The sequence below is a fragment of the Roseibium sp. genome (assembly GCF_025698965.1).
Lineage (GTDB): Bacteria > Pseudomonadota > Alphaproteobacteria > Rhizobiales > Stappiaceae > Roseibium.
In genome coordinates, this window is the sequence record NZ_JAILWL010000502.1 from 1 (window position 1) to 4,583 (window position 4,583).

Consider the following 4,583-nt stretch of genomic DNA (forward strand, 5'->3'; position numbering starts at 1 on the left):
AGCCAGGACAGGCGCGATCGGGCAATCGTCACAACACTGTCGGAAATCTCTTCATCACCGACACCGGCGAGCGCACGCAGATCTTCTTCCGCCTCTTCCTGGATCACGTCGACGATGTCATCCACCGTCAGCACACCGACAAGCCGTTCGTTCTCATCGACAACCGCGGAAGAAACCAGATTGTAGCGCTCAAATCGGCGGGCCACTTCTTCCTGGTCCTCGGTTGCCAGAACCGCCTGCCGGGTCTCCTCCATGATCGAGGTGACCTTTTCCGCCCTTTTCGTGCGCAGGATCTTGTCGAGATGCACCGACCCGAGAAGCTTGAAGGTCGGGTCAACGACATAAATTTCATAAAAGCTGTCTGGAAGGTCACGCGCCTCGCGCATGTAGTCGATGGTTTGCCCGACCGTCCAGAACGGGGCCACCGCGATAAATTCGCTCTGCATGCGCCGCCCGGCGCTTTCTTCAGGATAGTCCAGCGCCTTCTGCAGCTGCGCCCTGTCGGCATAGGGCAGTTCTTCAAGAATTGCGGCCTGGTCGTCTTCATCCAGGTCTTCCAGAATGTAGACGGCATCATCGGAGTCGAGGTCTTCCAGACCTTCAGCAATGACTTCGTTCGGCAAGTCCTCCAGAACCTGCAAACGCACCGCTTCGTCTGTCTCCGTCAGCGCGGTATAGTCGAATTCATCTCCCAGAAGGCGAATGAAATCAGCGCGTTCTTCTGCGGTAAGCGTTTCGAGAAGATCACCGGTATCGGCCTCGTGCAGATCACCTGCGAGGGTCCTCAAGCCATATTGGTCTTGCGCCTGGATCGCCGCTTCGACGGCTGAGATGAATTCGGGATTGAGCCGGTCTTCCTCGTCGCGCACTGGAATGACAGGTTCGGCAGAGGCAGTCACATCAAGCTTAGCTGCTTCGCTCATCCGGCGCCTCCCTCCCCAGACCAAGACCAACTCCGGCAGCAACACCGGAGTTCTTCGTTCAGAACTAGCCTTTGAGCATCGAAAGTGCCACCGGAAAAGCGGAACCAGTCCACAAGCTTGGAGGGATTTTGCCGGTTCTTCCCGAATATTCGACGGGAACCTTCAACACGGGTTCCACAAACCGCCTAAAACTCAGGACAGCGTTTGTCCTTTGCAACATTCCGCAGTTCGCCCAGATAGTCGCGTGCCTTTTCAGGCAAGATGCTTTCGCTGCTGGAGATGCAACGCTCTGCCCGACTGAAAGCTCTTTGTGCCCGCACGGTTTTCAGACAAACCCGCCCTTCTGCCAGCACCTCCTGTTCCACATACCAAAGCTGTTGGCATGGCATTCCTCTGAAATTCGCCGGATTGATGGAAAGGGATTGGGCCAGGGCGAGCGGAGCTGAAAAAAGAAACAAACCAGCTCCCAGCGTGAGGCACCTGGCAGCACAAAGAAACAAATTGAGAAGAGGCACACCGCCTGAACTGTTCATCAAACCGCCTGAGAATGAGAATCCGGTTCATTGACTATGCCCTGTCAAACGCTCCAAGGGCAAAATTTTCATGTCGAAGTCCAGACGCAAAAAAACCGGCTAAAGCCGGTTTCTTGTCTCGCTCCTCTGAAGAGCGAATGGTGCGGTCGAGAAGACTCGAACTTCCACGGGTTTTACCCCACAGCGACCTCAACGCTGCGCGTCTACCAATTCCGCCACGACCGCATATTCGATTGTTTCTCGCGCCTGTCAGCGTCGAGGCGCCCCATGTAGCAAAAGGAATTTGGGGGCGCAAGTGCCGAAATGGCAATAATTCACAAGCACGTAATTTTTCTTTTGAAACCGGATTGCCAGCTGCTCAAAGGGGACCGTCGGTCCGCATAGGCCGAATTTCCGGCGGGCGCATCAGAACTTCAGTGATTGATATGCCGATCCGTTCTCCCAGAAGAACCACCTGCCCCCTGGCAACCAGCGTGTTGTTGGCATAAATCTTCACGTCGTCATCCTCGGCTACGTCGAGATCGATGACAGCGCCGCGGCCCATGCGCAACAACTGATGGACCGGCATTTCGGATTCTCCGAGAACAACGGAAATATCGACTTTGATTTCATCAAAGGTGGTCATTGCGCGCTTGGTTCCTTAAATAGGCGGTACCCGCCAGCGCCCAACCATACCACGGCCCGGCAAGCCAGCTCAAAAAACAAAGAACTGTCATCCACATGTCACCTGCCGATAGAGACGCGATTTCCATAAGTTTTCTGCCGAAACCGGGCACTGAACCGGTGGAATGGAAAATTTCAGACGAACTTGTCGACTATGAAGACGCTCTGACTGCAATGGATGAGCAAGTGAAGAGAATCATTGCAGGCGAAGCACGCGAGCAGGTCTGGCTGCTTGAGCATCCACCGATATACACCGCCGGAAAGAGAGCAGACGACAGCGATCTGGTGGCCCCGGACCGGTTTCCCGTCTATCGCACAGGCCGCGGTGGTCAGCACACCTATCACGGCCCCGGGCAGAGGGTGGCCTATGTCATGCTGGACCTGAAGCGTCGGCATCAGGACGTACGTGCCTTCGTATCCGCGCTGGAAGCCTGGCTGATCAACACTCTCTGGCACTACCATATTCGCGGCGAGCGCAGGGAGGATCGGGTTGGCGTTTGGGTCAAGCGTCCAGAGCGAGGAGAAGGTGTGGAAGACAAGATTTCTGCCATCGGAATCCGTCTGCGCAAATGGGTGACGTTTCACGGTATCAGTTTCAATGTCGAGCCGGAGCTGGACCACTTTTCCGGGATCGTGCCCTGTGGCATATCCGAACACGGTGTCACCAGCCTCGTTGACCTTGGCATACCGGTGACAATGGCCGAAAACGACACGGTGCTGCGCGCTGAGTTTGAAAAGATCTTTGGCCCGACCATGCAGGTGGAACCAGTCAGTTAGCGCTCGCCCTCGGCGCATTGGCTTTCAAGGAAATCCTGCAAACGCCTGTCGCCACCAGGGTTCCAGCCAAGCACCTTAAGTTTTCCAGTATCCATGACGCCAAGTGCTTCATCGGCTCGCTGTGGAACCGGCGCCGTTATATTCTTGAGACGCGCATACCGGGAAAGCAGATCCTGGCGATCAAGCAGAAGATCCGACACATTGTAGACCTCGAATAGCGATCCCGTGAATGGCCGCTTTTGCAAGAGCAACGACACGGCATCGGCAAGGTCGTCGCCATGCACTTCAGTTCCTAGTCGCGGTGCAATCTCTTTGCCGTTTTCAAACCGCTGAAACAGCCCGGACCACTTGTGCTCCCTTTTTCCGGGAGGCAGCCCGTAAACGCCAGTCGCCCGAAGCACGCTGCCGAGAAATTCCGTTTCAACCAACGTTTTCATCGCCTCTTCACCCGCCAGTTTGGCCTGTCCGTAAAGAGTGCCAGGCTGCGTTTCGGCCACCTCTCCCAAAACAGTCCAGTTGCCGGTATCGGTGTAAACAGCCCGGCTCGACAGGAACACGCAGTGTTTGATTCCCGTTTCTTTTGCCACTTCGAACAGAAGCTGTGTGCCTTCCACATTCTGCCGGATGAACCCGTGCGGATCGTCTCCCTCACCTCCCCGGAATTTGCCCGGCACATGCTGAAGCGCACAATGGACAAGCGCATCTGCTTCAGGCAATTGCAGAGATTTTTCGGCCAAATCGTAGCCGATAAAGTCAACGGGCCAGTCTTCTAGCGGGCGACGTCCCAACACGGTCACGGCATGACCGTCGTCCAGCAGTCGCTTGACGATGAAACGGCCGACCGAGCCGTTGGCACCGGTAATCAATACATGCATCAAATGGCCTCAGAAGAGCACTTCTCAATTTGGGATTGGCCGTGAAGGCGCGAGTCGGGCTCTTATACCCTATTCACAGGCGCGCCCTAAGACGCTTGTTAAACCCGAACCGTCTCCATTTGCCCTGGTACAGGAAGCGAGCCGATCTCTTCGGGTACCCCATCACCTGACGCAAAAGCCTGCCAGAGATCGATCAAAGGCCGAACGAGTTCCGCCTTGTCATGGTCAATCTGCCAAGGCTTTTCGTATTGGAAATGCAGAATGTGGATTTCACTCCAGCTCCAGAGGTCCGGCAAATTGAACCAGACATATTGCAACATGTTGTAAAAGACCGGGAGGCCGTGCCAGTCAGGGAAGTAGTTTTCCAGAAACGTCTGATCCGTCCGCCGCCAGAATGTCTCCGGTTGATCCAGACGCTCCAGCATGTCCTTGAAAGTCGCCTCGCTGGGTTCCGCCGTGAAAACACCGCTGTTGAGCCGATGAAAATCTGCGACGCTCTCATAAACATTCGGCGCGGCACAGAATTCCGGGTAACCAAACAACCTGTCACAATTCTTCAAAACAAGTGCATCGGCATCAATGAAAACGACTTTTTCGTATTCCGCCAATTGCCACAACCGCAATTTGACGAAATTGTCGAGCGGTGTGTGAAACACCGGCTTGCCACCCTTGGTGAAAGGCGCCGCCTTGTGAAGCCTCCCGCGTTCATGGCGTTCATTGAATGCAGCGGATGTCGGCAACCTCTTGCAGCAGCCAAGCCGAGGTTCAAATAGCTTCAGGGCATCGAGATCGCCCGGATCGACTGCGGGCGT

At 55.3% G+C, this 4,583-nt stretch carries 6 protein-coding genes and 1 tRNA gene; 1 reads left to right on the plus strand and 6 read right to left on the minus strand.

The genetic code is table 11. The features are described from left to right. The 4 genes from K5905_RS28085 to K5905_RS28100 all read right to left on the minus strand — a co-directional run. Positions 1 to 923: CBS domain-containing protein (locus K5905_RS28085; RefSeq protein WP_297590536.1), on the minus strand; the 923-nt coding region annotated here is incomplete at its 3' end. 185 nt (positions 924 to 1,108) lie between these two features. Further along, positions 1,109 to 1,381, minus strand: a complete 273-nt coding sequence (locus K5905_RS28090) for a hypothetical protein (protein WP_297590539.1) — start codon at positions 1,379 to 1,381, stop codon at positions 1,109 to 1,111. Positions 1,382 to 1,594: 213 nt separating this feature from the next. Beyond that, positions 1,595 to 1,681: transfer RNA gene (locus tag K5905_RS28095), tRNA-Leu, on the minus strand. A 133-nt stretch (positions 1,682 to 1,814) separates the two neighbouring features. Further along, the gene (locus tag K5905_RS28100) at positions 1,815 to 2,081 is read right to left on the minus strand and encodes a FliM/FliN family flagellar motor switch protein (protein ID WP_297590542.1); all 267 of its coding nucleotides are present in this window, start codon (positions 2,079 to 2,081) and stop codon (positions 1,815 to 1,817) included. A 95-nt stretch (positions 2,082 to 2,176) separates the two neighbouring features. On the opposite strand from K5905_RS28100, the gene lipB reads away from it, so the two are divergent. Then, on the plus strand, positions 2,177 to 2,896 hold the full coding sequence (lipB, locus tag K5905_RS28105) for a lipoyl(octanoyl) transferase LipB (RefSeq protein ID WP_297590545.1): 720 nt from the start codon (positions 2,177 to 2,179) through the stop codon (positions 2,894 to 2,896). On the opposite strand, the gene K5905_RS28110 is transcribed toward lipB, so the two are convergent. Continuing rightward, a complete protein-coding gene (locus K5905_RS28110; RefSeq protein ID WP_297590547.1) occupies positions 2,893 to 3,771 on the minus strand; it encodes an NAD(P)-dependent oxidoreductase in 879 nt (292 codons plus the stop codon). The two genes, lipB and K5905_RS28110, sit on opposite strands and share 4 nt — an antisense overlap. 98 nt (positions 3,772 to 3,869) lie before the next feature. Continuing rightward, on the minus strand, positions 3,870 to 4,583 hold a 714-nt coding region (locus tag K5905_RS28115), incomplete at its 5' end, for a glycosyl transferase (RefSeq protein WP_297590549.1).

Coding starts and splice junctions, on each gene's coding strand:
- K5905_RS28100 (WP_297590542.1), bottom strand. CDS start 2,081: ATGACCACCTTTGATGAAATCAAAGTCGATATTTCCGTTGTTCTCGGA.
- lipB (WP_297590545.1), top strand. CDS start 2,177: ATGTCACCTGCCGATAGAGACGCGATTTCCATAAGTTTTCTGCCGAAA.
- K5905_RS28110 (WP_297590547.1), bottom strand. CDS start 3,771: ATGCATGTATTGATTACCGGTGCCAACGGCTCGGTCGGCCGTTTCATC.